At 69.8% G+C, this 25,451-nt stretch carries 19 protein-coding genes and 1 pseudogene; 11 read left to right on the top strand and 9 right to left on the bottom strand.

Features of this window, described 5'->3' with window-relative positions; all coding sequences use genetic code 11:
* Positions 1-25 precede the first annotated feature (25 nt).
* Complete coding sequence (locus tag bpln_RS10155; RefSeq protein WP_042625124.1) at positions 26-667, top strand: OmpW/AlkL family protein; 642 nt, start codon at positions 26-28, stop codon at positions 665-667.
* A 115-nt stretch (positions 668-782) separates the two neighbouring features.
* On the opposite strand, the gene bpln_RS10150 is transcribed toward bpln_RS10155, so the two are convergent.
* Together bpln_RS10150 and bpln_RS10145 are read right to left on the bottom strand one after the other, a co-directional pair.
* A complete protein-coding gene (locus bpln_RS10150; RefSeq protein WP_055138738.1) occupies positions 783-986 on the bottom strand; it encodes a DUF1289 domain-containing protein in 204 nt (67 codons plus the stop codon).
* Between the two features lie 46 nt (positions 987-1,032).
* Positions 1,033-2,331, bottom strand: coding sequence for a phospholipase A (locus tag bpln_RS10145; RefSeq protein WP_055138737.1), 1,299 nt, complete (start codon positions 2,329-2,331; stop codon positions 1,033-1,035).
* A gap of 563 nt (positions 2,332-2,894) precedes the next feature.
* Between bpln_RS10145 and bpln_RS10140 the strand changes: the two genes are divergently transcribed.
* The 4 genes from bpln_RS10140 (at position 2,895) to bpln_RS10125 (ending at position 7,023) form a co-directional block, all read left to right on the top strand.
* Positions 2,895-3,989 (top strand): polyamine ABC transporter substrate-binding protein, encoded by a 1,095-nt coding sequence (locus bpln_RS10140; RefSeq protein WP_042625121.1) that lies wholly within the window; start codon positions 2,895-2,897, stop codon positions 3,987-3,989.
* A 141-nt stretch (positions 3,990-4,130) separates the two neighbouring features.
* Complete coding sequence (locus bpln_RS10135) at positions 4,131-5,282, top strand: ABC transporter ATP-binding protein (protein WP_042625120.1); 1,152 nt, start codon at positions 4,131-4,133, stop codon at positions 5,280-5,282.
* Complete coding sequence (locus bpln_RS10130) at positions 5,279-6,208, top strand: ABC transporter permease subunit (protein ID WP_042625119.1); 930 nt, start codon at positions 5,279-5,281, stop codon at positions 6,206-6,208. The genes bpln_RS10135 and bpln_RS10130 overlap by 4 nt, the downstream gene beginning before the upstream one ends.
* Positions 6,205-7,023, top strand: a complete 819-nt coding sequence (locus bpln_RS10125) for an ABC transporter permease subunit (protein WP_055138736.1) — start codon at positions 6,205-6,207, stop codon at positions 7,021-7,023. The genes bpln_RS10130 and bpln_RS10125 overlap by 4 nt, the downstream gene beginning before the upstream one ends.
* A gap of 135 nt (positions 7,024-7,158) precedes the next feature.
* Here bpln_RS10125 and bpln_RS10120 read toward each other — a convergent pair.
* Both bpln_RS10120 and bpln_RS10115 read right to left on the bottom strand, forming a co-directional pair.
* Positions 7,159-8,400, bottom strand: a pseudogene (locus tag bpln_RS10120) (NAD(P)/FAD-dependent oxidoreductase); the annotation flags it as partial.
* A 141-nt stretch (positions 8,401-8,541) separates the two neighbouring features.
* Positions 8,542-9,441: an MBL fold metallo-hydrolase gene (locus bpln_RS10115; RefSeq protein ID WP_055138735.1), complete on the bottom strand. Its 900-nt coding sequence runs from the start codon at positions 9,439-9,441 to the stop codon at positions 8,542-8,544.
* A gap of 512 nt (positions 9,442-9,953) precedes the next feature.
* On the opposite strand from bpln_RS10115, the gene bpln_RS10110 reads away from it, so the two are divergent.
* Entirely contained in the window at positions 9,954-11,207 is a 1,254-nt protein-coding gene (locus bpln_RS10110; protein WP_244132061.1) for a sigma-54 interaction domain-containing protein, read from the top strand.
* An 81-nt stretch (positions 11,208-11,288) separates the two neighbouring features.
* Here the strand turns inward: bpln_RS10110 and bpln_RS10105 are convergent, their stop codons facing one another.
* Genes bpln_RS10105 through bpln_RS10095 form a run of 3 tightly spaced genes read right to left on the bottom strand, consistent with a single transcriptional unit; the run spans position 11,289 to position 17,100 of the window.
* On the bottom strand, positions 11,289-12,842 hold the full coding sequence (locus bpln_RS10105) for an efflux transporter outer membrane subunit (protein ID WP_244132055.1): 1,554 nt from the start codon (positions 12,840-12,842) through the stop codon (positions 11,289-11,291).
* 2 nt (positions 12,843-12,844) lie between these two features.
* Entirely contained in the window at positions 12,845-16,000 is a 3,156-nt protein-coding gene (locus bpln_RS10100; RefSeq protein WP_042625115.1) for an efflux RND transporter permease subunit, read from the bottom strand.
* Positions 15,997-17,100, bottom strand: coding sequence for an efflux RND transporter periplasmic adaptor subunit (locus bpln_RS10095; protein ID WP_055138734.1), 1,104 nt, complete (start codon positions 17,098-17,100; stop codon positions 15,997-15,999). The genes bpln_RS10100 and bpln_RS10095 overlap by 4 nt, the downstream gene beginning before the upstream one ends.
* Positions 17,101-17,329: 229 nt before the next feature.
* Here bpln_RS10095 and bpln_RS10090 point away from each other — a divergent pair, with 229 nt between their 5' ends.
* Positions 17,330-17,950 carry a TetR/AcrR family transcriptional regulator gene (locus bpln_RS10090; RefSeq protein WP_042625113.1) on the top strand — a complete coding sequence of 207 codons (621 nt, stop codon included), beginning with the start codon at positions 17,330-17,332 and terminating at the stop codon, positions 17,948-17,950.
* A 105-nt stretch (positions 17,951-18,055) separates the two neighbouring features.
* Here bpln_RS10090 and bpln_RS10085 read toward each other — a convergent pair whose 3' ends face one another.
* Together bpln_RS10085 and bpln_RS10080 are read right to left on the bottom strand one after the other, a co-directional pair.
* Positions 18,056-19,789 (bottom strand): ClcB-like voltage-gated chloride channel protein, encoded by a 1,734-nt coding sequence (locus bpln_RS10085; RefSeq protein WP_055139499.1) that lies wholly within the window; start codon positions 19,787-19,789, stop codon positions 18,056-18,058.
* 112 nt (positions 19,790-19,901) lie between these two features.
* Positions 19,902-20,984: a YeiH family protein gene (locus bpln_RS10080; RefSeq protein ID WP_055138733.1), complete on the bottom strand. Its 1,083-nt coding sequence runs from the start codon at positions 20,982-20,984 to the stop codon at positions 19,902-19,904.
* Between the two features lie 110 nt (positions 20,985-21,094).
* Between bpln_RS10080 and bpln_RS10075 the strand changes: the two genes are divergently transcribed.
* From bpln_RS10075 to bpln_RS10060, 4 genes are all read left to right on the top strand, one after another.
* Positions 21,095-22,006 carry a LysR family transcriptional regulator gene (locus bpln_RS10075; protein WP_055138732.1) on the top strand — a complete coding sequence of 304 codons (912 nt, stop codon included), beginning with the start codon at positions 21,095-21,097 and terminating at the stop codon, positions 22,004-22,006.
* 247 nt (positions 22,007-22,253) lie between these two features.
* Entirely contained in the window at positions 22,254-23,018 is a 765-nt protein-coding gene (locus bpln_RS10070) for a TIM barrel protein (RefSeq protein ID WP_055138731.1), read from the top strand.
* A gap of 26 nt (positions 23,019-23,044) precedes the next feature.
* Positions 23,045-24,052 (top strand): sugar kinase, encoded by a 1,008-nt coding sequence (locus tag bpln_RS10065; RefSeq protein WP_055138730.1) that lies wholly within the window; start codon positions 23,045-23,047, stop codon positions 24,050-24,052.
* A gap of 117 nt (positions 24,053-24,169) precedes the next feature.
* Complete coding sequence (locus bpln_RS10060; RefSeq protein ID WP_042625108.1) at positions 24,170-25,450, top strand: MFS transporter; 1,281 nt, start codon at positions 24,170-24,172, stop codon at positions 25,448-25,450.
* The last annotated feature ends 1 nt before the right edge of the window (position 25,451 follow it).

Here is a 25,451-nt window from a genome sequence, read left to right as displayed (position 1 = left end):
CTACCGTTCCCAGGGGGTTATTGCCATGAAAGAAAAAGTTCGTTGTCTGGTCTCAGCCGTTGCCGCTGCCGCAGCCTTCGCGATGATCCCATCGGTCTCACATGCCGCGTCGCCAGGCGAAGGCATTGCTGCGGGTGACTTCCTCGCGCGCCTGCGCGCGATCGAGATCGCACCCGCGGATCGCGGCAGCGGCACGCTGTCGGCGATCCAGGCCGGTGTGAACAATGCCGTGGTCCCCGAGCTCGACTTCACCTACATGATCCGCGACTACCTCGGCGTCGAGCTGATCCTCGGTACGTCGCGGCATCAGGTCAATTCGAACCTCGGGCATCTCGGCGGCGTGAACGTGCTGCCGCCCACGCTGCTGCTGCAATACCACTTCAACCACGCGGGCAAGGTCCGGCCGTATATCGGCGCGGGCCTGAACTACACGTATTTTTACAACGACGGCCTTCATGTCGGCAATGACGGCGTCGCGGTCCACAAGAGCAGCTTCGGGCCGGCACTGCAATTCGGTGTCGACGTCCAGGTCACGAAGCGGTTCTTCGTGAACGTCGACCTGAAGAAGATCTGGATGCATACCGACGCCACGCTCAACGGTCAGCCGATCGGGCGCCTGCATCTCGACCCGATCATTGTCGGCCTCGGCGTGGGTATGAAATTCTGACGAACCGGTAACAAGAGTTGGGGTTGGACGGCACGGCTGTACTGCGTGCCGCTTTTTTTTGTCCAGCGGTCGGGCATGGCCGGATGCGCGCCGTATTCCGGCTTCAGGCCACGCGTCAGAGCTTGTCGTACTGGAACCGCATTGCCGTGCCTTCGCGCTTGATGCGCTCCCACACCGCCGCCTTTTCCTCCTCGCTCATGAACACCCAGTTCGCGACTTCGAGCGCGGTGCGCCCGCAGCCCTTGCAGACGTCGTCGAAGAGGGTCGAGCAGACGCCGATGCAGGGGCTGTCCGGTTTGTCGTGAAGATTGGAGCTCATGGATGGGCGGCGATCAGTGGGTGCGGCAAAACGTTATGGTAAAGCATCAGCGCGCGATGCTCACGCCGACGCGCGCGATCCAGTGCTGGCGCTGGTTGTAGTCGAGCAGGTCCTCGCCGTAGCCGTCGAAGAAGCCGAACCACAGATAGCCACCCCAGGCGTTGCCGAACAGTTTCGCGAGCGGGTACGACAGCTGCGTGTCGACGCTGCCGTACCAGTGGTGGGTGCCCTTGCGCAGCGTGGTGGCCAGCTGCCAGCCGTTCGGGCTGCCGTACTTGACGAGCAGGTCCATGTAGCCGCGATAGTCGGCGATGTCGCGGTTGTCGCTGATGCCGACGTAGTAGTAGAGCATCGGCGACACCTGCAGGTGGTAATCCGACAGGTCGCCGAACTCCCAGGTCGGCTGCACGAACGCGATGTTCAGGCTGCGCGAGTCGGTGCCGGCCTTGCCGTTCGATTCATGGCCGATCCCGGCCGCGAAACCCATCCGCGTGAACCAGCTGCTGCGCAGGCCGGTGTCGGCCACGTAGTAGAACAGCCGCGGCTTGTAGCTGGTGTCGCGAAACGGGCTCGAATCGGCGGACAGATCCCAGATCGAGGTCTGCGTGTAGCCGAAATACAGGTTGTCGAGCAGCGCGCGCGACGACGGATCGTCGGGCATGTGCAGCCGGTACTTGAAGCTCAGCTGCAGCTTGGCGGTGACGTCGCCGTTCACGCCCGCGCCGATGAACATGGGTTCGTAGTACGAGATTCTCGACAGCAGGCCCTGCGCGCCGGTGGTCAGCGCGTCGGCGGTCGGCGGCGGCGTGCCGGCCGTCGCGGCGACGGTGGTGGCGGCCGCGGCCACGCCGGCCGGCGTCGTCTGGTGCGCCTCCGCTGCTTCGGCCTGCGCGACGCGCGCCTGATTCGGGCCGCGATCGAGCGAGACCACGGCGGCCGAGGCGTCGAAGCCGACCGGCGTGATGGTCACCGTGCCGCGCGCGCTGTCGGGCCACGGCGCGGAAAATCGCACCTTGCGGAACTGGCCGGCGCGCAGCGTGAAGCGCGCCGGCACGCCGGGCTCGCGCGCGAGCCGGACCGGCACCGGCGGCTGCTCGGCGTTGGTGACGGTCACCTCGAGCGCGTCCGGCGTGGTGATCGAGAGCGGCGCGCGGTCGTCGTCCGCGTAGATCAGCGTCAGCGTGAGCGGCGCGCTGGCGGCGGCTTCGCGCGGCGGCTGCACGAGCGAGACGGTGGCGCGCGCCGGCATGGTGGCGCAGGCGAGCGAGGCGGCGGGGATCAGCGCGGCGAGCACGCGGCGGGTGGAACAGGGCAGGGCGAGGCGACGGCGGGAGCGATGGCGCATGAGTTCGAGGAATGGGCGAAGCACGGTGGAAAGTCGTGCCGCAACGCGGACACTGCGACGAGTCGGGCTATTGTAAAGGAGGCGCAGGGGGCGAAACGGATTGAACGGATCGGCCGCCCTGGCCATGTCCTGTCATGCAGGATCATCTGCGCTGATCGACGCCCACGACGGGCGTGGCAGCGCAGGCATCGGGCCTCGGCCGTTCGCTCCCGTGCGCCGGCTCCCGGAAAGCCGAAGCGGACCGGGGCGCATCGTCCGGCGGCGCCCGCGACCGAGGCGCGCGCATGCCGCCCGGCAATGCGCGGCTACCCGGTTATTTTTCCGGGTGGACAGGCGCGTATAACCCGATAAAATGCGCGCACTTCCCGATCCCCGTCCGGCCGGGACGGCACGCTCCGGCCGGGGATGGCGAGGTGTCCCGTTTGCGCGACATCGGCGCATTTTTTTTGTGGCACCACGGGATTAGTGATACTTTTCGAGGTTTTGAGGGACGGGTCGCGCGGGCGCGGGCCGTCGTGACGACAAAGTCGATACGGCCGCGCACGGCCGCACGGGAGAACGGGATGAAAGCAAAGGTGGCAGGCCGGTTCGTGGCGCTCTCGCTTTGTGTGGCCGCGTCGGCAGCTGCGGCGAAGGATACGCAGCTCAACGTGTACAACTGGTCCGACTACATTGCCAAGGACACGATCCCGAACTTCGAGAAACAGACGGGCGTGAAGGTCCGCTACGACAACTACGACAGCGACGACACGCTGCAGGCGAAGCTGCTGACCGGCAGCTCGGGCTACGACATCGTGGTGCCGACCAGCAACTACGCGGGCAAGCAGATTGCCGCCGGCATCTTCTCGCCGCTCGACAAGTCGAAGCTGCCGAACCTCAAGAATCTCGATCCGCAACTGATGGCGCTGGTGGCCGGCGCCGATCCGGGCAACAAGTACGTGGTGCCCTGGGCCTACGGCACGACGGGCCTTGGCTACAATGTGAACAAGGCGCAGCAGATCCTCGGCAAGGTGCCGCTCGACAACTGGGACATCCTGTTCAAGCCGGAAAACATCTCGAAGCTGAAGGCCTGCGGCGTGTCGGTGCTCGACGCGCCGGACCAGATGTTCGCGGCCACGCTGCACTACATCGGCAAGGATCCGATGAGCACCAACCCGGCCGATTATCAGGCCGCGATGCAGGTGCTCAAGAAGATCCGCCCGTACATCACGCAGTTCAACTCGTCGGGCTACATCAACGATCTGGTCGGCGGCGACATCTGCTTCGCGTTCGGCTGGTCGGGCGACGTCGTGATCGCCAAGCATCGTGCGCAGGAAGCGAAGAAGCCGTACAAGGTCGAGTACTACGTGCCGAAGGGCGGCGCGCCGGTCTGGTTCGACGTGATGGCGATCCCGAAGGACGCGAAGAACAAGGAAGCGGCCCTCGAGTGGATCAACTACATCGAGGATCCGAAGGTCCACGCGGCGATCACGAACGCGGTCTATTATCCGAGCGCGAACGCCGAGGCGCGCAAGTTCGTGAGCCCGGACGTGGCCAACGATCCGGCCGTCTATCCGCCGGCCGACGTCGTCAAGACGCTGTTCCTGCTCAAGCCGCTGCCGCCGGAAATCCAGCGCCTGCAGACCCGGCTCTGGACGGAACTGAAGTCCGGCCGCTGAGCGTCAGCCCGGAACACCGGCGCCGATCCACCAAGCCCCTGGTAGCCCCGGGGGCTTTGTTCGTGTTCGCGCGCCTTTGTCGATGCGCGCCGTCGTTCGTTCGCCTCGGTTCATCAACACGCAGGAGTGACGTAGCAGATCATGAATAGCCAGTCGCGCATGCCGGTAGCCGGCGCGCCGTCCACCGTCGCACCGTCCGGCGCCGCCGCGAATTTCGTGCAGATCGTCGACGTGGTCAAGCAGTTCGGCGATACCACCGCGGTGCGCCAGGTCAATCTGTCGGTCGGCAAGGGCGAGCTGTTCGCGCTGCTCGGCAGTTCCGGCTGCGGCAAGTCCACCTTGCTGCGCATGCTCGCCGGCCTCGAGACCGTCACCTCGGGCAGGATCCTGATCGACGGCGAGGATCTCGCGCAGCTGCCGCCGTATCGGCGGCCCGTGAACATGATGTTCCAGTCGTATGCGCTGTTCCCGCACATGACGGTCGAGGCGAACGTCGCCTACGGGCTGCGGCAGGAAGGGGTGCGCAAGGCCGAGCTGAAGGAACGCGTGCGCGATGTGCTCGAACTCGTGCAGATGAGCCGCTACGCGGGCCGCAAGCCGCACCAGCTGTCGGGCGGCCAGCAGCAGCGCGTGGCGCTGGCGCGTTCGCTCGTCAAGCGGCCGAAGCTGCTGCTGCTCGACGAGCCGATGTCGGCGCTCGACAAGCAGATCCGCCAGCGCACCCAGATCGAACTCGTCAACATCCTCGACAAGGTCGGCGTCACCTGCATCATGGTCACGCACGACCAGGAGGAGGCGATGACGATGGCCGGCCGCATCGCCGTGATGAGCGAGGGCGAGATCGTGCAGATCGGCGCGCCGCGCGAGGTCTACGAATATCCGAACAGCCGCTTCTCGGCCGAGTTCATCGGCTCGACCAACCTGTTCGAGGGCAAGGTGGTGGAGGACGAGCCCGACTACGTGTTCATCGAGTCGCCGGAGCTGCCGTGCCGCATGCACGTGAGCCACGGCATCACCGGCCCGCTCGGCATGGCGGTGACGGTGTCGGTGCGCCCCGAGCGGATCGCGCTGACGCGCAAGCCGGGCGAGGGCGCCTACAACTGGGCGCACGGCGTGGTCACCAACGTCGCCTACATGGGCGGCTACTCGCTGTATCACATCAAGCTCGATTCCGGCAAGACGGTGATCGCCAACGCGACGAGCCTCGCGCTCTCCGAGATCGACACGCCGCAGTGGAACGACGAGATCTACGTGCGCTGGAGCGCCTCGGCCGGCGTGGTGCTGACCTCATGAACGCCCTGTCGACGTGGTTCTGGTGGCCGGTGCGCAAGCTCGGCCTGAGCGGGCGCTCGGCCGTGATCGCCGGGCCGTTCTTCTGGCTCGTGCTGTTCTTCCTGGTGCCGTTCGTACTGGTGGTGAAGATCAGCTTCGCCGAGCTCGAACTCGGGATTCCGCCGTACACCGAGCTGACCTCGTTCGCCGACGGCGTACTGAACATCAAGCTGAACTTCACGCACTACGCGTTCCTGTTCACCGACAGCCTGTATTTCGCGACCTACGTGAACTCGGTGCTGGTGGCGGCGGTCACGACGCTGCTGTGCCTGCTGCTCGGCTACCCGATGGCGTACTACATCGCGCGCTCGAACCCGGCCTCGCGCAACCTGCTGATGATGGCGGTGATGCTGCCGTTCTGGACGTCGTTCCTGATCCGCGTCTACGCCTGGATCGGCATCCTGAAGAACAACGGCCTGCTGAACAACTTCCTGCTCTGGATCGGGCTGATCCACGCGCCGATCGAGCTGTACCGCACCAACACGGCGGTCTACATCGGCATGGTCTACACCTACCTGCCGTTCCTCGTGATGCCGCTCTACGCGCATCTCGTGAAGATGGACCTGCGCCTGCTGGAGGCGGCCTACGATCTCGGCGCGAAGCCCTGGAAGGCGTTCGTGACGATCACGCTGCCGCTCTCGAAGAACGGCATCATCGCGGGCTGCCTGCTGGTGTTCATCCCGGCGGTGGGCGAGTACGTGATTCCGGAGCTGCTCGGCGGCGCCAACACGCTGATGATCGGCCGCGTGATGTGGAATGAGTTCTTCAACAACGCCGACTGGCCGATGGCATCGGCCGTGACCTGCGCGATGGTGCTGCTGCTGCTGGTGCCGATGGCGATCTTCCAGCATTACCAGGCCAAGGAAGCGGAGGGGCGCCGCAAATGATGCCGAATCGTTACCTGCGGTTCCTCGCGCTGGCGATCGGTTTCGCGTTCCTCTACATCCCGATCCTGAGCCTGATCGTCTACTCGTTCAACGAGTCGCAGCTGGTCACGGTCTGGTCCGGTTTCTCGACGCGCTGGTACGCGGCGCTGCTCGGCGACGACGAGCTGATCGCCGCGGCCTGGCTGTCGCTGAAGATCGGCGTGCTGACGGCGTTCGCCTCGGTGGCGATCGGCACCTGGGCGGGCTACGTGCTGGCGCGGATGGGGCGCTTCCGCGGTTTCGCGCTTTATTCGGGGATGGTCAACGCGCCGCTCGTGATTCCCGAGGTGATCCAGGGCATCTCGCTGCTGCTGCTGTTCATCGAGCTGGCGAAGTGGATCGGCTGGCCCGCGCAGCGCGGCATGCTGACGATCTGGCTCGGCCACGTGATGCTGTGTCTGTCCTATGTCGCGATCATCGTGCAATCGCGCGTGCGCGAGCTCGATCCGTCGCTGGAGGAGGCCGCGCTCGATCTCGGCGCCACGCCGCTGAAGGTGTTCTTCACGGTCACGCTGCCGCTGATTTCGCAGGCGCTGGTGTCGGGCTGGCTGCTGTCGTTTACGCTGTCGATCGACGACCTGGTGCTGTCCGCGTTCCTGTCCGGCCCCGGCTCGACGACGCTGCCGCTGGTGGTGTTCTCGCGCGTGCGGCTCGGCCTGAATCCGGAGATGAACGCGCTCGCGACGCTGTTCATCGTCGCCGTGACGATCGGCGTGATCGGCGCGAACATGATGATGATGCGCCGCGAGCGGCGCCGGCTCGCGGCGGCCGCCTGACCGGCGGGGCCGCGCGCCCCGTTCGGATTTTTCAGCACGACGCCCGGCATCGTTGGCCACGATGCCGGGCGTCGTCGCTTGGGGCGCCCGTGTTTTGGGCGTGGGCACTCGCGCTTCGAGTGCCCACCCTCACGCTCACGCCTCGCTGATCACCGGCCGTGCATACCACTCGCGGCCCTTCAGCATCGCGTGCCAGTACAGCGGCGGCAGCACCTTCTCCTTCAGGAACCACGCGAGGCGCGACGGCCGCGTGCCGTCGTTGACCCAGTTCGGGAAGGTCGGCGCGACCTTGCCGCCGTAGAGGAACTCGGCCAGCACGATGCGGCCGCGTTCCACCGTCAGCGGGCACGAGCCGTAGCCGTCGTAGCGCGCCACGCCGCGTGCGCGGCCGAGCGCGGCCAGGACGTTGTGCGCGACCACCGGCGCCTGCTTGCGCGCGGCGGCGGCGGTCTTGGCGTTGGTGGTGTTGGTCGCGTCGCCGAGCGCGTGGATGTTGGCGAACCCGCGATGGCGCAGCGTCGCCGGATCGACGTCGATCCAGCCGGCCGCGTCGGCGAGCGCGCTGTCGCGCACGAAGCCCGGCGCGCGCTGCGGCGGCACCACGTGCAGCAGGTCGAACTCGCGCGTGATCTCCTCGCTGCCGCCGCCGTCGGCCTCCGCGCGGGCGCGCCGGAACGTGGCGCGCCGGCCCGGGCCGTCCACGGCGATCAACTGGTCGCCGAAGCGCAGGTCGATCCCGTAGGCCTGGACCGACTCCATCAGCGCGGGCACGTAGGCCGGCACGCCGAACAGCGCGGCGCCGGCCAGATGAAACTCGATCTCGATGCCGGCGAGCCGGCCGGTGCGGCGCCAGTGATCGGCGGACAGATACATCGCCTTCTGCGGCGCGCCCGCGCATTTGATCGGCATCGGCGGCTGCGTGAACAGCGCGCGCCCGTGCGTGAGCGACTGCACGAGCTGCCACGTGTAGGGCGCGAGATCGTAGCGGTAGTTCGAGGTCACGCCGTGGCGGCCGAGCGTGTCGACCAGCCCGTCGATGCCGGCCCAGTGCAGCTCCAGCCCGGGGCAGACGATCAGTTCGCGATAGCCGAGCGTGGCGCCGCCGTCGAGCGTGACGGTGTTGTGCTCCGGCGAGAACGCGGTGACCGCCGCGCGCAGGTGCGTGACGCCGGGCGGCAGCACCGATTGCATCGGCCGTGCGGTGGACGGCGCGTCGAAGATGCCGCCGCCGACCATGGTCCAGCCGGGCTGGTAGTAGTGCGTGTCGGCCGGATCGACGAGCGCGATGTCGAGCGAGCGGTCGCGCCGCAGCAGGCTCGCCGCCGTGGCGATGCCGGCGGCGCCGGCGCCGACGATCACGATCTCGTGGCGCGCGGAGGACGTTCGGACGGAACCGGCGGCGGCCGGTGACGGGACGGACATGGCTGGGGCTCCTGACGGGAATGGTCGGTGATGGGTGTTGTCCTGGCCGGGAAACGAAGCACCGTTGGCACGGCGCCTGTCTTGCCCGGCGGTGCGTTACAGCGCGTCGATCGGCAGCTTCAGGTAGCGGACCCCGTTCGCCGCGGGCTCCGGCAGCCGGCCCGCGCGCATGTTGACCTGCACCGACGGCAGGATCAGCACCGGCATCTCGAGCGTCGCGTCGCGCGCGGTGCGCATCGCCACGAACGCGTCCTCGTCGATGCCCTCGTGGACGTGGACGTTGTCGCGCCGCTGCGCGCCCACGGTGGTGACGAGGCAGACCGGGCGGCCGTCGGGCGCGTAGTCGTGGCACAAATAGAGCGGCGTGTCGGGCGGCAGGCTCAGCACCTTGCGGATCGAACGGTAGAGCGTGCGCGCGTCGCCGCCGGGGAAGTCGCAGCGCGCGGTGCCGTAGTCGGGCATGAACAGCGTGTCGCCGACGAACGCGGCCGTCTCGGCCGGCGCCGACGTGCCGTCCGCGCGCTCGACCAGGTAGGTCATGCAGGCCGGCGTATGGCCCGGCGTGTGGATCGCGCGGATCGCGAGCGTGCCGAGCGCGAGCGTGTCGCCGTCGTCGACGAGCCGGTCGAACGGGCGGCCGTCCGGCACGAAATCCGGGCCGGCGTCGAACAGCGCGCCGAATACCTTCTGCACGCCCGTGACCTCGCGGCCGATCGCGATCTCGCCGCCGAAGCGCGCCTGCAGCAGCGGCGCGGCCGAGAGGTGATCGGCGTGGACGTGCGTTTCCAGCAGCCAGCGCACGCGCGCGCCGCACGCCTCGACGTGCGCGGCGACGCGCTCGGCGCTGCGGTGGCTGGTGCGGCCGGACTTCGGATCGAAGTCGAGCACCGGGTCGACGATCGCGCACTCGCGCGTGGCGGTGTCGACGACGACGTGGGTGGCCGTGTTGGTGACCGGATCGAAGAGCGAATCGACGGTAAAGGCGGGATGGGACATCGTGCGGCACTCCGGAATCAGAAATCGGGAAAACACCTGATCGAGACAAGATACGTGCCAGCGTCACGCCTGGCGCGCGCTTATCGCTTAATTGTTTGATCCGACTACTGTTTTTCGCGAATGACGGTAGGGCCGCCGCCTCGGGACGCGCGAGCCGGATGCGCGATTGCTGCCACGCATGGCAGTGGCATGGCAGAATTGGCAGTGCGTCGCGCAGAGGCAAAATGTCCCGGTGCGCGATGCATCCCGCCGCTTTTCGTCCCGCGAACCGAGCCCGTCCGATGCCGATTTCCCCTCCCGCCGACATGGCGGATACGCCGCCGCCCATTGACTCCACCGACACGTCCCCTGCCGTGGGCGCCCCCGATGCGGCCGTGCGCCGCCCGCGCGCGGCGCGGCGCGCGATCCCGATCGTGGCCGCCGCTTCGGACCTCGCGCAGCCGCCTGCCGAGGCGGCCGCCGCGCCGGGGATCGGCGCGCTCGTCTCGTATCTGGAACACGATCCGCAGCCGATGATCGTGGTCGATCGCGATTACCGGATCCTCGCCGCGAACGGCGCCTATCAGCGGCAGTTCGGCGGCGCGGGCCGCGAGCACGTGGGCCGCCACTGCTACCGCGTCTCGCATCACTACGACGTGCCGTGCGACCAGGCCGGCGAGCATTGCCCGATGCGCGCCGCGCTCGAATCGGGCGCGGCCTCGCGCGTGCTGCACATCCATCACACGCCGCGCGGGCCGGAGCACGTCGATGTCGAGATGCGCCCCGTGTTCGATGCCGACGGCGCGGTGATCGCCTACGTCGAGCGGCTGACCACGGTGCGCAGCGCCTCGGCGCGGCCGAGCGCGGGCGGGCTGGTCGGCGGCTCGGACGCGTTCAACGAGGCGCTGTCGGCGCTGCAGCGCGTCGCGCCGTCGATGCTGCCGGTGCTGCTGCTCGGCGAATCGGGCACCGGCAAGGAGCTGTTCGCGCGTGCGCTGCACGAGGCCAGCGCACGCGCGGGCGGGCCGTTCGTGGTGGTCGATTGCTCGGGGATCGCCGAGTCGCTGTTCGAAAGCGAGCTGTTCGGCTACGAGAAGGGCGCATTCACGGGCGCCAACGCGCGCAAGCCGGGGCTCGTGGAGACCGCGCAGGGCGGCACGCTGTTCGTCGACGAGATCGGCGACGTGCCCGCCTCGATGCAGGTCAAGCTGCTGCGGCTGATCGAGTCGGGCACGTTCCGGCGCGTCGGCGGCGTGGAGGCGCTGCGCGCCGACTTCCGGCTCGTCGCGGCGACCCATCAGCCGCTGCGCGAGATGATCGGCGACGGCCGCTTCCGCCAGGATCTCTATTACCGGATCAGCGCGTTTCCGATCGAGCTGCCGCCGGTGCGCGAGCGGCCCGGCGACATCGGCCTGCTGGCCGAGTCGATCCTGCGCCGCATCGCCGACGCGCGGCCCGGCGCGCGCGTCCACGTGCTGCACGAGACGGCGCGCGCCTGCCTCGACGCCTATGCGTGGCCGGGCAACATCCGCGAGCTGCGCAACGTGCTCGAGCGCGCCTGCCTGTTCGCCGACGACGGCGTGATCCGCGTCGAGCACCTGCCCGATGCGCTACGCGAACCGCCTTCGGATGAGGCCGTGCGCGGCGCGCCCGACGACGACACGCTGCGGCAGGTGGCGCGCACGTTTCGCGGCACGCGCAAGGCGCTGGCCGCGCGGCTCGGCATGAGCGAGCGCACGCTGTATCGGCGGATGCGGGCGCTGGGGTTGGGCGGCGGCGGCGAGTGAGGCGCACGCCGGCGCCGGACGACCAGCGGCCGGCGCGATCGATGCAAACGGCGCAATCGACCTGCGCGCCGGCTGTCCGCCTCACTGCCCGACCACCCGCTTCGCTTCCTCGGGCGGCGTGCCCATCGCCTGGAACAGCCGCGCCGTGTCGCTGAGCCGCGTGCCGGTCGCGCGGATCACGTCGAGCTGCGCGTTGCGATATTGCTGCTCGCTCGAACGGCCGGCCGACGGCGGCAACGCGCCGAGCCGCACGCGCGCGGCCGTGTCGTCCGAGGCGCCGCGCGCGGCGTCGGCCGCGCGGCTCGACGCGTCGAGCGCCTGCGCGTCGTTGTCGAGCGCGGCCAGCGAATCGGCCACGTTCTGGAACGCGGTCAGCACGGTCGCCTTGTATTGCTCGACGGCGGCCTGGTAGCTGGCCTGCGCGGCCCGCCGCTGCGCCAGCAGCGCGCCGCCATGGAACAGCGGCTGGGTCAGCGAGGCGCCCACGCTCCAGATGCCACCCGCGCCCGACAGCGCCGCCGGCCAGCTGAAGCCGCCCTGGCCGAGCGAAGCGGACAGCGAGATCTGCGGGAACAGCTGCGCGGTGGCCGCGCCGACGGCGGCGGCCGAGGCCTTCAGCGCCGCGTCGGCCGCGCGGATGTCGGGCCGCGTCTGCAGCAGCGTGGACGGCACCGCCACCGGCACGTCCTCGGGCAGGTGCAGCTCGGCGAGCGCGAGATCGTCGGGCGCCTGGTCCGGCGTGCGGCCGAGCAGCACCGCCAGCGCGTGCCGCGCGGAGAGCCACTGCTGGCGCAGCGCGGGCAGCGTCGCCGCGAGCGAGGCGGCGCTCTGGCGCGCGTTCAGCAGATCGGCATGCGATGCCGAGCCGAGCCGGTTGCGGCGCTCGGTGTCGTCGGCCTGCTCGTCGGCGAGCGCGACGAGCCGCTCGGTGGTGCGCATCTGCTCGGCGAGCGTCGCCGAGGTGATCACGGCGGTGACGATGTTGGCGGCGAGCGCGCGCCGCGTCGAGTCGAGCTGGAACGCGGTCACGTCCACGCGCTGGCGCAGCTCGCGGTTCGCGAAGCGCGCGGCGCCGAACAGGTCGAGCGTGTAGTTGGCCTGCAGCTGGCCGACGAAGGTCCGATACACCACGGTCTGCGGGCCGAAGCCCGGCACGCCGAGACCACGCTCGCGCGCGGTCTGGCCGCCGGCGTCGATGGTCGGCAGCAGCGAGCTGCCGATCTGCGCGCGCAGCTGCTCGCGCGCGGCCTGCAGCGAATGATCGGCGGCGGCCAGCGTCGGGCTCGCGCGCAGCCCTTCGTCGACCAGTGCGTCGAGCCGGTCGGAGCGATAGCGCGTCCACCACGCGGGTACCGGTTGCGCGCCGACCTCGAAGTGCTGCGCGATGCCCTGCGCGGCGACGGTGCGCTCGGGCAGCGGCGCGGCGCCGTATTGCGCCGGCGACGGCATCTCGGGCGCGGCGCCCGACGGCCCGAACAGCGAGCAGCCGGCCAGCGCGGCCAGCGCCGAGAGCGAGGCGGCCGCAGCCAGCGGCCGCAGCGAGGGCAGGGACCGCAGTGCCCGCGGCAGCCTCGGCGAGCGTGGCGCGGCGCGTGACGGACGGTGCGACGTGAAACGGGACGGCAAGCGTGGCATCGTCAGGCTCCGTGGGACGTGGCGGGCGGCGGCGTGCGATCGGCATCGGCGCGCTCGGTGGGCTTGACGCGGAACCAGGTGGCGTAGAGCGCCGGCAGGTAGAACAGCGTCAGCACGGTCGCGCTCGTGATGCCGCCCATCAGCGCGGTCGCCATCGGCCCGAAGAAGTTGGAACGCAGTAGCGGGATCAGCGCGAGCACGGCGGCCGCGGCGGTCAGCGTGATCGGCCGGAAGCGCCGCACGGTGGCGCCGACGATCGCGTCGAAGCGCGCGTGGCCGGCGCCGATGTCCTGCTCGATCTGGTCGACCAGGATCACCGAGTTGCGCATGATGATGCCGAACATGGCGATCACGCCGAGCATCGCGACGAAGCCGAACGGCTGGCCGAACAGCAGCAGCGTGGCGGCCACGCCGATCAGCCCGAGCGGCGCGGTCAGCACCACCATCAGCACGCGCGAGAAGCTCTGCAGCTGGATCATCAGCAGCGTGAGCACGGCGATCAGCAGCAGCGGCATCTGCGCGTTGATCGAGGCCTGCGCCTTGCCGCTTTCCTCGACCGGCCCGCCGATCTCGATCCGGTAGCCCACCGGCAGTTGCGCGCGCAACGTGTCGAGCTGCCTGTCGATCGCCCGCGTGACGTCGATGCCCTGGGCGCCGGCGCGCACGTCGGCCTGCACCGTGATGGTGGGCTGGCGGTCGCGCTCCCAGATCACGCCGTATTCAAGCGTGTCGTGGAAGCGCCCGAGCGAGCCGAGCGGCACCGGGCCGTTCGGCGTCGGCATCGCCAGCGTGGCGAGCTTCGACGGATCGACGCGCTCGGCCTTCGGCGCGCGCAGGTCCACGGCGATCAGCTTGTCGCGTTCGCGGTACTGTGTGACGGTGGTGCCGGTCAGCGTCATGGCGAGGAAGCTCGACACGTCCTGCGAGGTCACGTTCAGGTCGCGCGCCTTGTTTTGGTCGAGTTCGAAGCGCACCGAGCGCTCGGCCGGCTCGTCCCAGTCGAACTGCACGTTCAGGCTGCGCGGATCCTTGCGGACCGCGGCGGCTACCCGGTCGGCGATCGAGCGCACCGTGGCGATGCTGTCGCCGCTCACGCGGAACTGCACCGGATAGCCGACCGGCGGCCCGTTCTCGAGCCGCGACAGGCGCCAGCGGATCGCCGGGAACTGGTCGCGCAGCGTCGGGGCGAGCCAGTTCGCGAGCTTCTCGCGATCCTTCACCGATTTCGCGGTCACCACCAGCTGCGCGAAGTTCGGCTGCGGCAGCTGCTGGTCGAGCGGCAGGTAGAAGCGCGGCGCGCCGGTGCCGACGAAGCTGACCGTGTGGTCGATCTCGGGACGCTTCGCGAGCACCTGTTCGAGACGTTTGGTCTGTTCGAGCGTGGCCGGGTACGACGCCCCCTCGGGCAGCCGCACGTCCACCAGCAGTTCGGGGCGGTCCGAGCTCGGGAAGAACTGCTGCGGGATCAGCGAGAAGCCGCCGAGCGCGACCACGAACAGCACCACCGTGATCGCCAGCACCACGAAGCGGCGCTCGATGCACCAGCCGATCCAGCCGCGCAGCCGCGTGTAGAAGCGCGTGTCGTAGATGTCGTGCTCGTCGTGATGGTCGGGATCCTGCGGCGCGGCCGGGCTCGTGCCCTGCGTCGCCTCGCGCTTGCGTTCGGGCAGCAGGTGATAGCCGAGCAGCGGGATCAGCACCACCGCGGCGAACCACGAGGCGATCAGCGCGATCGCCGAGACCTCGAAGATCGAGCGCGTGTATTCGCCGGTGGACGACTGCGCGAGCGCGATCGGCAGGAAGCCGGACACGGTCACGAGCGTGCCGGTCAGCATCGGGAACGCGGTGCTGGTATAGGCGAACGCGGCGGCGCGCGTGCGGTTGTAGCCCTGCGCGAGCTTCACGGCCATCATCTCGACGGCGATGATCGCGTCGTCCACCAGCAGCCCGAGCGCGAGCACCAGCGTGCCGAGCGAGACCTTGTGCAGGCCGATGCCGAACAGGTTCATGAACAGGGCGGTGATGGCGAGCACGATCGGGATCGAGATCACCACCACCATCCCGGTGCGCAGCCCGAGCGAGACCAGGCTGACGATCAGCACGATCGCCACGGCTTCGGCCACGGCTTCCAGGAAGTCGTCCACCGAATGCGAGACGGCGAGCGGCATGCTCGACACCTCGGTCAGCGTGAGGCCGGCCGGCAGTTGCGTGCGCAACTGGCGGGTGGTGGTCTCGAGCGCCTTGCCGAGCCGGATCACGTCGCCGCCGGGCTGCATCGTCACGCCGATGCCGAGTACCGGCCGGCCGTTGGCGCGCATCTGCGAGACCGGCGGATCGTCGTAGCCGCGTTTGATGGTGGCGAGCTCGCCGAGCCGGAAGGTGCGGCCGTTGACGCGTATCACCATGTCGGCGAGCGCCTCGACCGTCGCGAACTGACCGCTCGGGCGGACGTAGACGCGGTCGTTGGTGGTGGTCAGCGTGCCGGTGGAGGCCACCGCGTTCTGCGCGTTGATCGCCTCGCCGAGCTGGTTCGGCGAGATGCCGAGCCGCGTGAGCCGTGCGTTGTCCACCTCGATGAAGATCCGCTGGTCGGGGTCGCCGAAGTAGTCCACCTTGCCGACGCCGGGCACGCGCAGCAGCACCGTGCGCAGCTGGTCGGCGTAGTCGTGCAGCTGCGCGGCCGAGAAGCCGTCGCCGTCGAGCGTCCAGATGTTGGTGTAGACGTCGCCGAACTCGTCGTTGAAGAACGGCCCCTGCACGCCCTGCGGCAGCGTGGCGCCGATGTCACCGACCTTCTTGCGGATCTGGTACCAGGTCTCGGGCACGTCCTTGACGGGCGCGGAATCCTTCATCGTGAAGAAGATCATCGACTCGCCGGGCCGCGAGTAGCTGCGCAGGAAGTCGATCGCCGGGGTTTCCTGCAGCTTGCGGCCGATCCGGTCGGTCACCTGCTCCTGCACCTGCCGCGCGGTCGCGCCAGGCCAGAAGGTGCGGATCACCATCACGCGGAACGTGAACGGCGGGTCTTCCGACTGCGCGAGCCGCGTGTAGGCGAAGATGCCGGCCAGCGTGGCCAGCACGATCAGGTAGACCACCAGCGCCTGGTGGCGCAGCGCCCAGGCGGACAGGTTGAAGCGACTTTCTTCGCGGGCGCTCATGAGGCGGCGTCCTCAGCGTGCAGCGGCGCGACCGCGCGCACCTTCTCGCCGGCGCTGACGGTATGCACGCCCTGCTGCACGACGCGTTCGCCGGCGTGCAGGCCCTGCGAGACGGTGACGCTGTTCTCGCCGTAGCGCACCACCGTCACGCGGCGCAGCTCGAGCGTATCGTCCTGGCGGATCACCCAGACGGCCGGCGCCGCGCCGTCGTGGAACAGCGCGGTGGACGGCAGCGTGTAGCGCGCGCCGTCGGCGGCCACGCCCGCGAGCGCGACGTTGGCGGTCATGCCGAGCCGCACGGCCGGATCGGGATTGCCGAGCGTGAGCCGCACGCGATAGGTGCGGCTCTGCGGATCGGCGGCCGGCGCGATCTCGCGCACGCGCGCCTCGAAGCTGCGCTGCGGCAGCGCCGGCAGCGTGACGGTGGCCGCGTGGCCCGGCTGCAGCAGCGCAAGCGTGGCCTCGGGCACGTCGGTGACGATATCGACGTCGCCCGACCAGGCGAGCTGGTAGACGGCCTGGCCGGCCGACACGTTCTGGCCGGTGTCGGCCTGCTCGGCGGTGATGTAGCCGGCGTGATCGGCGACCAGCGTGGTGTATTGCAGCTGGTTTCTGGCCAGCGCGAGCTGCTGGGCGGCCTGGTCGCGCTGCGCGCGCGCCGACGCGTAGGCGTTCTCGGTCTGTTCGAGCTGGGCGGGCGCGATCAGGTTCTCGCGGGCCTGCGCGCGATCGCGGTCGACCTGCTGCTGCGCGTAGGTGAACGCATGCGCCGCCGCATCGTATTGCGCCTGCGCGCTCGCGGCGTTCTTTTCGGGATCCGAAGGATCGAGGCGGGCCACGGCCTGGCCCTTTTTCACCGTATCGCCGAGCCGCACGCTGCGCTCGATGATCTTGCCGGCGATCCGGAACGACAGCGGGGTGGCGTAACGCGGCTCGACGTCGCCGGGCAGCGTGGTCGCGATGATCGCGCCGTCGGCGGCCACCGGCGTGGCGACGACGGGGCGCGGCGCGGGAGGCGCGCCGTCGCCTCCGGGATGACAGGCGGCAACGAGGAGCGCGGCGCCGAGGACGACGACCACGCGGGAACCGGAACCAATCACGACAACCTCACGAGAAAGGGCTGAGGAAATCCGGCGGGCGCGGCGCGCCTGCCCGGGCGCCGCCGGTGCCGCCCATCCGAAGGGCGGCGGCGCTGGCAGCAACATTACACTTATTACGATGAAGCTTACACTTCCCGCTCTATCTCGAAAACGATGATGGATTCTAATACATATCTGTATTTGAATGCAAAGATGAATCTGAAGTTGAAAAATGCTAGACTTCGCGCCTATGAAACCGAAGCGCCTGACCCGCGAGCAGAGCAAAGACCAGACGCGTGAGCGCCTGCTCAATTCCGCGCACGCGATATTTACGAAGAAGGGGTATGTGGCCGCGAGCGTCGAGGACATCGCGGCGGCGGCCGGCTATACACGCGGCGCGTTCTATTCGAATTTCGGCGGCAAGGCCGAACTGCTGTTCGAGCTGTTGCGCCGCGACCACGAGACGGTGCGCGCGGAGCTGAACCGGATCTTCGAGGCGGGCGGCACGCGCGAGCGCATGGAGGCGAACGCCCTGGCGTTCTACAGCGGCTTCCTGCGCAAGAGCCCGGCGTTCCTGCTTTGGTCCGAGGCGCGGCTGCAGGCGGCGCGCGACGCGAAGTTCCGCGTCCGCTACATCGCGTTCATGCGCGAGAAGCTCGAGGACATGGCGCATACCATCGAGATGTTCGCCGAGCAGTCGGGCACGCCGCTGCTGCTGCCGGCGGAGGTGCTCGCGATCGGCCTGATGGGGCTGTGCGACGGCGTGCAGGCGCTCCACGTCGCCGATCCGCAGCACGTGTCGCTCGACCAGACCGAGGCGACGCTGGCCGGCTTCTTCGCGCGCGTCGTGCTGGGCCGCGCGCCCGACTGAGGCGCGCCGGGCTGCGGCCGGCGTTGCCCGCGCGGCGTCGCTGCCGTCCCTTTCCCGCCGTTTTTTCCTGCTGCTGCTTGCCGTTACCGCTTGCCGCGCGCCGCCTCAGCGGCTCGCGTCCATGCGCCGGTACGCGTCGAGCAGCGAGGTCTTGTAGACGACCCCCGCCAGCACCGGCTCCGCGAGGCTTTCCACCACCGGCAGCCGCTCGCCCTGGAAACTCATGAAGTGCTCGAAGGCGGCGCCGAGCGCCATGTCGGGCGTGAGCAGCGGGAACGGCGTATGGACGTAGCCGGCGGCCGTCCGGTGCCCGGTGTCGTGGCCTTCCAGCAGGTCCGAGGTGATGTCCTTCAGCGCCACCGCCCCGCGGAAGCGGCCGTCCTCGTCGGTCACGTAGAGGTACTTGACCGGATATTCGAGGAACACGCGCGTCATCTCGGCGACGCTCGCGTCGAGCCGCACCACCGTCTGCGCGGGCTGGATCAGCGCGCGCATCTGGGTGGCCCGCAGCCGCAGCCGCTCCTCCTCGTCGCGATGGCGGCGCAGCGTGATCTCGTACATCGAGGTCTGGCCGAGCGCGCGCGCGCCGAAGTAGGCGACCACGCACGACACCATCAGCGGCAGCACCACCTGGTAGCTCAGCGTCATCTCGAAGATCATCAGGATCGCCATCAGCGGCGCCTGCGTCGCGCCGGCCAGGAACGCGCCCATCCCGACGATCGCGTAGGCATACGCGGCCGACACGTGGCCCGGCAGCAGCGCCTGCATGGCGAGGCCGAACAGCGCGCCCACCGTGGCGCCGACGAACAGCGTCGGCGTGAAGATCCCGCCCACCGCGCCCGAGCCCGAGGTGGCGGCGGTGGCGAGCAGCTTGAAGACGAGCACGATGACGAGCGCCTGCCAGGTCCACGGCGCGTGCAGGATCGAGTTGACCACGCTGTAGCCGTTGCCCCAGACGTCGGGCACCCACACCGAGATCACGCCGACCGCGAGGCCGCCGAGCGCGAGCCGCACCGGCAGCGGCGCGGGCAGCTGGCGAAAGCGCGCCTTCGAGGCGGCCAGCAGGCGCAGGAACTGCGGCGCGCCGGCGCCGCACAGCAGGCCGAGCGCGACGAACGCGAGCACCTCGACGCCCGCCACGGCCGGGAACACCGGCATCTCGTAGGGCGGACGGTAGCCGGCGAACTCGCGCATCGTGATGTTGGCCACCACCGAGGCCACCAGCATCGGCCCGAAGCTTTCCATCGCGATCGCGCCGAGCACGATCTCGCCGACGAAGAACGCGCCGGCGATCGGCGCGTTGTAGGCCGAGGTGATGCCGGCCGCGGCGCCGCAGGCCACCAGCAGGCGCAGGCGCGGCGGATCGAAGCGCGCGACGCGTCCCACCAGCGAGGCGGCCAGCGCGGCGAGCTGGACCATCGGGCCTTCGCGGCCGATCGAGCCGCCGCTGCCGATCGTCAACAGCGACGACGCGCTGCGCCAGAGGCTTTCGCCCACCGGCACCACGCCGTCGCCGAGCGCCACCGCTTCCATGTAGTCGGCGCCCGGTTTCTTGGCCTGGCCGCGCTGCGCGGCCAGCAGCACGCAGCCGGCCAGGAAGCCGCCCGCGGCCGGCAGCCAGACCCGCGTCTGCCACGGCAGGCGCTTGGCCATCTCGACGAAGCTGCCGGACGAGCCGGACACCAGCCGCTGGATCGTGTCGATGCCTTCGCGGAACAGGATCGTCGCGAACGCGCCGCTGATGCCGGCGATCACCGACCAGATCAGCATGGTGTGGGCGTCCGACAGGCGGAACAGTGTTTGTGCGCGGGTGCGCAGCTTCAGGAGAAAGGACAGCACGAGGTCGACGGGCGGGCGGAGAAAGTCGACGGCAAGCATAGCACCGCGCCGCGCGCGCCTGGGCAGGGCGCGCGCGGCGCGGGGGCCGCTGCCGCGGGCGCGGTCGGCCGAATCAGCCAAGCCAGCGCTCGACCAGCCAGGTGATGCCGAAGCCGCCCGCGATCAACCACAGGTACAGCACGAAGCCGGCCGTCAGCGCGCGCGGGCCGGCCGCGCGGATCTGCGAGAGGCGCGTCTCGATGCCGAGCGCCGTCATGGCCATGGTCAGCGCGAACGTGTCGAGCGTGTTCAGCGCGTGGACCGTCGGGTCGGACAGCACGCCGAGCGAATTCACGATCACGAAGCCGAGGAAGCCGAGCGCGAACCACGGCACCGCGAGCCTGCGCCGGCCGTGCCCGGCGGCGGCGCCGTGCTCGCCATGCGCGCCGCGCAGCGGCCGCGCGAGCCAGGCGCCGAGCGCGAGCAGCACCGGCACCAGCAGCATCACGCGCGTCATCTTGACGATCGTCGCGGTATGCACCACCTGCGCGCTCACGTCGCTCGCCGCGCCCACCACCTGCGCGACCTCGTGGATCGTGCCACCGAAGAACAGGCCGAGGCCCTGCGCGTCGAGCGGAATCCAGCCGGCGTGCCAGGCGAGCGGGTAGGCGAACATCGAGAGCGTGCCGAACAGCACCACGCTGCCGACCGCCATCGCGCTCTGGTGCGGCTTCGACTGCAGCGTCGATTCGAACGCGAGCACCGCCGCGGCGCCGCAGATCGCGCTGCCGGCCGCCGTCAGCAGCGCCGTGTCGCGATCGAGCTTGAGCAGCCTGGTGCCGACCCAGGTGCCGATCACGAGCGTGCTGACCACCACCAGCACCGAGACCGCCAGCCCCGGCAGCCCGACCTGCGCGATCTCCTGCAGGCTCACGCGCAGCCCGAAGAACGCCACCGCGATGCGCAGCAGCTTGCGCGCCGAGAAGTTGACGCCGGCCGCCCAGCTGGTCGGCATGCCGTCGCGCAGCGCGTTGCCGTAGACGGTGCCGGCGATGATCCCGACGATCAGCGGCGAGAGGCCGAGCCGCGCGACCGCGGGCAGCGCGGACAGGCTCGTGACCGCCGCGGCGAACAGCGCGACGAACAGCACGCCGTTCAACTGGCCGCGCAGCGATGGCGCGGCGGCGTGCGACAGGGAGGGGGTGGCGGTGCTCATGGCGGCGATTCCGGCGTTGGGTGCGATGGCTTAATCCTAATTTGGATATATCGATATGAGAAATTGTGATTAGTGACATCAATTATCGGAAAATCTGATACTTTTCAGGAATGAACCCGGATCAACTGATAACGTTCGCGACCGTGGCCGAGCTGCTCAACATCAGCCGCGCGGCCGAGGCGCTGCATCTGTCGCAGCCGGCCGTGTCGGGCCAGCTGCGGCAGCTGCAGGACGAGTTCGGCGAGCCGCTCTACCTGCGCGACGGGCGCGGCGTGCGCCTGACGCCGGTGGGCGAGCAGCTGGTGCCGCTGGCCACGCGCCTGCGCGACACCTTCGCGCAGGCGCGCGCCTATCGCGACGCGGTGCGCGGCGTCGAGCGCGGCACGCTGCGGGTGGGCGCCAGCACCACGCCGGCCAGCTATCTGCTGCCGTACCTGATCGCCGAATTCCGGCCGCTCGCGCCCGGCGTCGCGATCCAGGCCATGACCGGCAACACGGCCGACGTGGTGGCCGCGCTCGGCTCGCTCGATCTCGCGCTGATCGAAGGGCCGCCCGGCGACGCGCTGCCGCCCGGCACGGCGGTCCATCCGTGGCGCGAGGACGAGATCGTCGCGATCGTGCCGGCCTCGCATCCGCTCGCCGCCTCGGCCGGCCGCGCGGTCACGCTCGAGGCGCTGGCCGAATCGCCGCTGGTGCTGCGCGAGGCCGGTTCGGGCGTGCGGCAGCTGGTGGAACGCGCGTTCGCGCGGGCCGGCGTGCCGGTGCGCGTGGCGCTCGAGATCGCCGGCGTCGAGGCCGTGAAGGAGGCCGTGCGGGCCGGGATGGGCGTGGGCTTCGTGTCGGCGATGTCGCTGCGTGGTGACGCGGCGCTGGTGATGCGCTCGATCGCGCCGCAACCGCTGGTGCGGCGGTTCTCGGTGCTGGTGCCGCATGCGGCCACGCCGTCGCGCGTGGCCGCGAAGTTTCTCGAGATGAGCCTCGCGCAGGGCGACGTGCCGGACGAGCGGCGAGCCGACGAATAGAACGAGCCGGGCGCAGGGGCGAACGGACGCAGCCAGCCCGGCGCTGGACGGGACGCGATGCGGCGAACCGGCCTTCGCATCGCCCGGCGTTGGCCCCGGCGCCGCGACGCGAACATTGCCTAGGGATTTCCTCTATGGCCGCGGCAAAACCCGAGGCGCACCATTCGGTCCATCGAACTGGAACCGGTTCCAGTCATTCCGGGTCGAATCGGTTCGGCCAGCATCATTGATCAAGGAAAGGGCAGACATGGCAGACATCGTGATCGTCGCGAGTGCCTACGGGGCCGACGCGATTCGCCGCGAGGGGCACGCCGCGTTCGTCGCGGCCGCGGCGCAGGCGGGCGCGTCGGGGTTCGAGGTGCGCCGCGAGCTGTTCGCGGCGGAGCATGACGCGTCGAGCGCCGCGCTGGCCGCGCTGGGCGGCGCGATCGCCGCCGCCGGACTGTGGGCCGTCTATTCGACCCCGGCCAATCTCTACCGCGACGACGGCGCGCTCGATCGCGACGCACTCGTCACGTCGCTGGCCGAGGCCGACGCGCTCGGCGCGCGCTTCGTGAAGTTCCAGCTCGGCGGCTTTGCCGGCGCGACGCATGCGCGCGACCTCGCCGAAGCGGCGCGCGGCGCGCGGGCGCGCGTGCTGGTCGAGAACAGCCAGCTCGTGCTCGGCGGCACGCTCGCGCAATTCACCGGTCTGTTCGGCGCGTTGCGCGAGGAAGGCGCCGCGGACCTGATCGGCATGACGTTCGACGTCGGCAACTGGATCTGGCCCGGCGAGGTGCCGCTCGACGCGGCCGGCGCGCTGGCCGACCATGTCGAGTACATCCACTGCAAGGCGGTGACGGGCGAGGGCGCGCGCCGCTTCGCGGTGGCGCCGCAGCCGGCCGATCCGCTCTGCGTGCCGGTGCTCGCGGCGCTGCCGCGCCACGTGCCGCGCGGCATCGAGTTTCCGTTCGATCTGGCGGACCTCGCCGCCGACGCGCGTCGGCGCGTCGCCTGGCTCGAAGCCGCCTGATCCCGTTTTCCGAAGGAGTGTTCCGCATGTCGCAATCCCCCGTCGAAATCGTCACCTATGGCGAGGCGATGACGCTGTTCGTCGCGAACGCGCCCGGCCCGCTCGCGCAGGCCGAGCAGTTCACGAAGCGCATCGCCGGCGCGGACCTGAACGTCGCGATCGGCCTCGCGCGGCTCGGCTTCCGGGTCGGCTACGTGAGCCGCGTGGGCGCCGATTCGTTCGGCCGCCACGTGCTCGACACCCTCGCGCACGAAGGCATCGACGCATCGTGCGTGACGGTCGACGAACGCCACCGCACCGGCTTCCAGCTCAAGGCGCGCGCCGAGGACGGCGCCGATCCCGACGTCGAATACTTCCGCAAGGGCTCGGCCGCGAGCCATCTCTCGCTCGACGACTACGTCGCCGGCTACGTACTCGGCGCGCGCCACCTGCACCTGACGGGCGTCGCGCCGGCGATCTCGTCGACCTCGTGCGAACTCGCGTTCCATCTGGCGCGCGAGATGCGCGCGGCCGGCAAGACCATTTCGTTCGACCCGAACCTGCGCCCGACCCTGTGGCCGTCCGCCGAGGTCATGGCGCGCACGCTCAACGAAGTCGCCTCACAGGCCGACTGGGTGCTGCCCGGGCTGGCCGAGGGCCGCCAACTGACCGGCCTCGACACGCCGGCCGAGATCGCGCGCTTCTATCTGGCCAATGGCGCGCGCGCCGGCGTCGTGATCAAGCTCGGCGAGGCCGGCGCGTATTACCTGACGGCACGCGGCGAGGAGGGTACGGTGGCCGGCGAGCGCGTCGCGCGCGTGGTCGACACGGTCGGCGCCGGCGACGGCTTCGCGGTCGGCGTGGTCAGCGCGCTGCTCGAAGGCCGGCCGATCGGCGCGGCGGTGGCGCGCGGCAACCGGATCGGCGCGCTCGCGATCCAGGTGATCGGCGACTCCGAGGGCCTGCCGACGCGCGAGCAGCTCGACCGCCTCGAAGGCGTAGCGGCGGCGCAGCATCAATCGCGGGCCGCCGCCGAGGCGCCGCTCGCGCGATAATCGGCGCGCGCGGCGCCGTGCGAGCGGCGCGGCGCGCGACCGGCCGCAACCCGCGGGCCGCGGCCCGCGGCACACCAACAACCCGATACGGCGGCTCACGCCGAAGGAGACAGCCCCATGCCCCAAACGCTCGCGATTCGCCGCTGGTGGAAGATCATGCCGATCGTCTTCATCACCTACAGCCTCGCGTATCTCGACCGCGCGAATTTCGGCTTCGCCTCGGCCGCCGGCATCAACCACGATCTCGGCATCGGCAAGGGGCTCGCCTCGCTGATCGGCGCGCTGTTCTTCCTCGGCTACTTCTTCTTCCAGATTCCCGGCGCGATCTACGCCGAGCGGCGCAGCGTCAAGCGCCTGGTGTTCTGGAGCCTCGTGCTGTGGGGCGCCTGCGCGGCGCTGACCGGCGTGGTCAGCAACATCCCGTCGCTGATGGCGATCCGCTTCGCGCTCGGCGTGGTCGAGGCCGCCGTGATGCCGGCCATGCTGATCTTCATCAGCAACTGGTTCACGAAGCACGAGCGCTCGCGTGCCAACACGTTCCTGATCCTCGGCAACCCGGTCACGGTGCTCTGGATGTCGGTGGTGTCGGGCTATCTCGTGCATGAATACGGCTGGCGCCACATGTTCGTCGCCGAAGGCTTGCCGGCGCTGGTCTGGGCCGTGTGCTGGTGGTGCCTGGTGCAGGACCGGCCGGCGCAGGCCAAGTGGCTGTCGGCCGACGAGAAGCGCGACATCGAGCGCGTGCTCGCCAGCGAGCAGGCCGCGCTGAAGCCGGTGCGCAACTATCGCGAGGCGTTCCGCCAGCCGGCCGTGATGGTGCTCAGCGCGCAGTATTTCTGCTGGAGCATCGGCGTGTACGGCTTCGTGCTGTGGCTGCCGTCGATCGTCAGCAACGGCTCGTCGCTCGGCATGGTGGCCACCGGCTGGCTCTCGGCGCTGCCGTATCTGGCGGCCACCATCGCGATGCTCGTCGTGTCATGGGCGTCGGATAAACTCGATACCCGCAAGGCGTTCGTCTGGCCGTTCCTGCTGCTCGGCGCGCTCGCGTTCGCGGGCTCCTGCGCGCTCGGCTCTTCGCATTTCTGGCTCTCGTATGCGCTGCTGGTACTCGCGGGCGCCGCGATGTACGCGCCCTACGGGCCGTTCTTCGCGATCGTGCCCGAGCTGCTGCCGAAGAACGTGGCGGGCGGCGCGATGGCGCTGATCAACAGCATGGGCGCGCTCGGCTCGTTCGTCGGCTCCTATTTCGTCGGTTATCTGAACGGCGCCACCGGCACGCCGGCTGCTTCGTATGCGTTCATGAGCGTGGCGCTGCTGGCGTCGGTCGTGCTGACGCTGATCGTCAAGCCGCAGCCGGACGGGGCGGTGCCGCTCGCGCACTCCACCACAGGGAAATGAA

It is taken from the genome of Burkholderia plantarii (genome assembly GCF_001411805.1).
Lineage (GTDB): Bacteria > Pseudomonadota > Gammaproteobacteria > Burkholderiales > Burkholderiaceae > Burkholderia > Burkholderia plantarii.
This window is presented reverse-complemented; position numbering and strand designations above follow the sequence as displayed.

Bases quoted from the DNA above. Each gene is read 5' to 3' on its own strand.
- bpln_RS10100 (WP_042625115.1), bottom strand. From the start codon at position 16,000: ATGAGCGCCCGCGAAGAAAGTCGCTTCAACCTGTCCGCCTGGGCGCTG.
- bpln_RS10060 (WP_042625108.1), top strand. From the start codon at position 24,170: ATGCCCCAAACGCTCGCGATTCGCCGCTGGTGGAAGATCATGCCGATC.
- bpln_RS10065 (WP_055138730.1), top strand. From the start codon at position 23,045: ATGTCGCAATCCCCCGTCGAAATCGTCACCTATGGCGAGGCGATGACG.
- bpln_RS10150 (WP_055138738.1), bottom strand. From the start codon at position 986: ATGAGCTCCAATCTTCACGACAAACCGGACAGCCCCTGCATCGGCGTC.
- bpln_RS10075 (WP_055138732.1), top strand. From the start codon at position 21,095: ATGAACCCGGATCAACTGATAACGTTCGCGACCGTGGCCGAGCTGCTC.
- bpln_RS10115 (WP_055138735.1), bottom strand. From the start codon at position 9,441: ATGTCCCATCCCGCCTTTACCGTCGATTCGCTCTTCGATCCGGTCACC.
- bpln_RS10135 (WP_042625120.1), top strand. From the start codon at position 4,131: ATGAATAGCCAGTCGCGCATGCCGGTAGCCGGCGCGCCGTCCACCGTC.
- bpln_RS10105 (WP_244132055.1), bottom strand. From the start codon at position 12,842: ATGCCACGCTTGCCGTCCCGTTTCACGTCGCACCGTCCGTCACGCGCC.
- bpln_RS10125 (WP_055138736.1), top strand. From the start codon at position 6,205: ATGATGCCGAATCGTTACCTGCGGTTCCTCGCGCTGGCGATCGGTTTC.
- bpln_RS10130 (WP_042625119.1), top strand. From the start codon at position 5,279: ATGAACGCCCTGTCGACGTGGTTCTGGTGGCCGGTGCGCAAGCTCGGC.
- bpln_RS10080 (WP_055138733.1), bottom strand. From the start codon at position 20,984: ATGAGCACCGCCACCCCCTCCCTGTCGCACGCCGCCGCGCCATCGCTG.
- bpln_RS10140 (WP_042625121.1), top strand. From the start codon at position 2,895: ATGAAAGCAAAGGTGGCAGGCCGGTTCGTGGCGCTCTCGCTTTGTGTG.
- bpln_RS10155 (WP_042625124.1), top strand. From the start codon at position 26: ATGAAAGAAAAAGTTCGTTGTCTGGTCTCAGCCGTTGCCGCTGCCGCA.
- bpln_RS10110 (WP_244132061.1), top strand. From the start codon at position 9,954: ATGATCGTGGTCGATCGCGATTACCGGATCCTCGCCGCGAACGGCGCC.
- bpln_RS10090 (WP_042625113.1), top strand. From the start codon at position 17,330: ATGAAACCGAAGCGCCTGACCCGCGAGCAGAGCAAAGACCAGACGCGT.
- bpln_RS10070 (WP_055138731.1), top strand. From the start codon at position 22,254: ATGGCAGACATCGTGATCGTCGCGAGTGCCTACGGGGCCGACGCGATT.
- bpln_RS10145 (WP_055138737.1), bottom strand. From the start codon at position 2,331: ATGCGCCATCGCTCCCGCCGTCGCCTCGCCCTGCCCTGTTCCACCCGC.